The 1,903-nt window shown below is 51.5% G+C and carries 1 protein-coding gene; it reads right to left on the bottom strand.

Going from position 1 to position 1,903, the window contains the following annotated elements; all coding sequences use genetic code 11:
* Nucleotides 1-1,903 (bottom strand): serine/threonine-protein kinase (locus RMO84_RS05780; protein ID WP_310487524.1); only part of this gene is annotated, 1,903 nt, incomplete at both ends.

The following is a 1,903-nucleotide window of genomic DNA, read 5'->3' on the forward strand; positions in this document are numbered from 1 at the left end:
AATCGGTGCATCGGCGTGAATATTGGCAGCAATCTCTTGACCGCCAACTAAACTAGCAATGTAAGCTTTGCCTTCGCCCGGTTTGAGGGTACCGCTGACAGTACCGCTGGTGCCGCCGACGGGAAAGACAATCTCGCTGAGTGCTTGCCGCGCTTGAATGGCGCGGACGCGATCGAGCATTGTGGCTAGATAAATTTGGCCGATGGGCGTATCTAAAAACTGCTCTTTGTCTACACGCAATTTTTGCGCGGAGTAGGCAGTAATCGCTTGATATTTGGCATCGGTTAAATCGACTAGAGCACGTTCGCTCAGATGGAGCTGCTTGACTTGAGATTGCCAATCAGCTCGATCTGTAGCTTCATACTGGCCGATTTTTTGAATTGTTTCCGGACTGAGTTGGCTGGTTAGTTTGGCTCCTAAATTGGTAGAGATTGTCTCTACTTGCGATCGAAGTTGTCGATCGTGCAGATCGACAACTTTAACTTGGGGATTTTGACTGATAAATACTTGCTTGACCACAGCACCATAAGCTGTGGGATCTACACCCGTACTTGCCAATACTGGTGGCAAAGTTAGTTCGCCTTGAGAATTCGATCGACTGCCAATTGTCGCTGCTGGCTGGCCGTCTCCGTCATTCGTGACGATCGATCGGGCATTGTTACTGGGATTGGGCGAGGCTGCTACCAGATCGCTATTAGTTGCCGAACGGACTGGTTCGCCACGTTTGGACATCAGCATGGCTACTACCCAGCCTAACGCGATCGCACCGACGATCGCGGCGATCGCCAGCCAAGTTTCCCCGATGATGTGCATCAACGAAGACTTTTTCGCGGTGGTTACTGTCGGCAGTACAGGCTGCGGCTTGGGAGTGACTACGGTAGGTGGTTGTTGGGGTGTAGGCGCGATCGTCTGTGGCTGTTGCGGGGTCGCCGGTATGGATTTAGGCAAACTGGGGACAATGAGGTTATTGCCCAAATCTCCCTCTGTCAAGGCGGTCAGGATATCCTGCGCGGACGCAAACCGATCGTGCGGACGCAGTTGGAGCATGCGATCGAGAATACGAGCCAAATTGGGACTCAAGCTCGTGTGCTCGCGCCACTTCCAGCTAAACTTTTGGGGGTCGATCAGGTCGGGTGGTTCTTTGCCTGTTAACAGCACTAAAGTTGTCGCAGCTAGCGCGTACAAATCGCTATGGGGAAACACGACCCCTCGTTGCATCTGCTCGTTGGGTGCATAGCCAACCTTGCCCAGTCGCGTCGGGATATCACTTGGAACCAGATTATTGCCCGACATATACTGACTGGCGGCATTCACGGCCACCTGCTTGACTCCCCCAAAATCGATCAGTACTGGCAACCCGTCGCTCTGACGTCCGATTAAGTTATCTGGCGAAATATCGCGGTGAATTACCCCCAGCGAGTGGATATAACCGAGCACGGGTAAAATTTGGGTGAGAAACTCGGTAACTTCGAGTTCTGTAAAGGTTTTACCTTGCTTGAGCTTATGACGGAGCAGTTGCTGGTAATTATCCCCAGCAACATAATCCTGTACCAAGAATAGCTGACCGACATTGCTGCGATTAACGCGAAACATTTCCCGAAACTTGGGGATCTGGGGATGCTGGAGTCGATACATTACGCCAGCTTCGCGCTCGAATAACTGCTGCGCTTTAGTTAATAGTGCCGTACCCTGAACTTGAGGCGCAAATTCTTTGAGAACGCAGGGTTCGTTAAATCGATTGACATCTTCACATAAATAAGTTCGCCCAAACCCACCCTGCCCGATTTCTTTCACAATCCGATAGCGATCGCCAAGTAGTACCCCTGCTGTCATCGCTGGACTTACAGGGGTGACGATCTGACTGCCGCAAGATTGACAAAAACGGTTGGTGTCAGGGTTATCG

The organism is Chamaesiphon sp. VAR_69_metabat_338, from assembly GCF_031423935.1.
GTDB lineage: Bacteria > Cyanobacteriota > Cyanobacteriia > Cyanobacteriales > Chamaesiphonaceae > Chamaesiphon.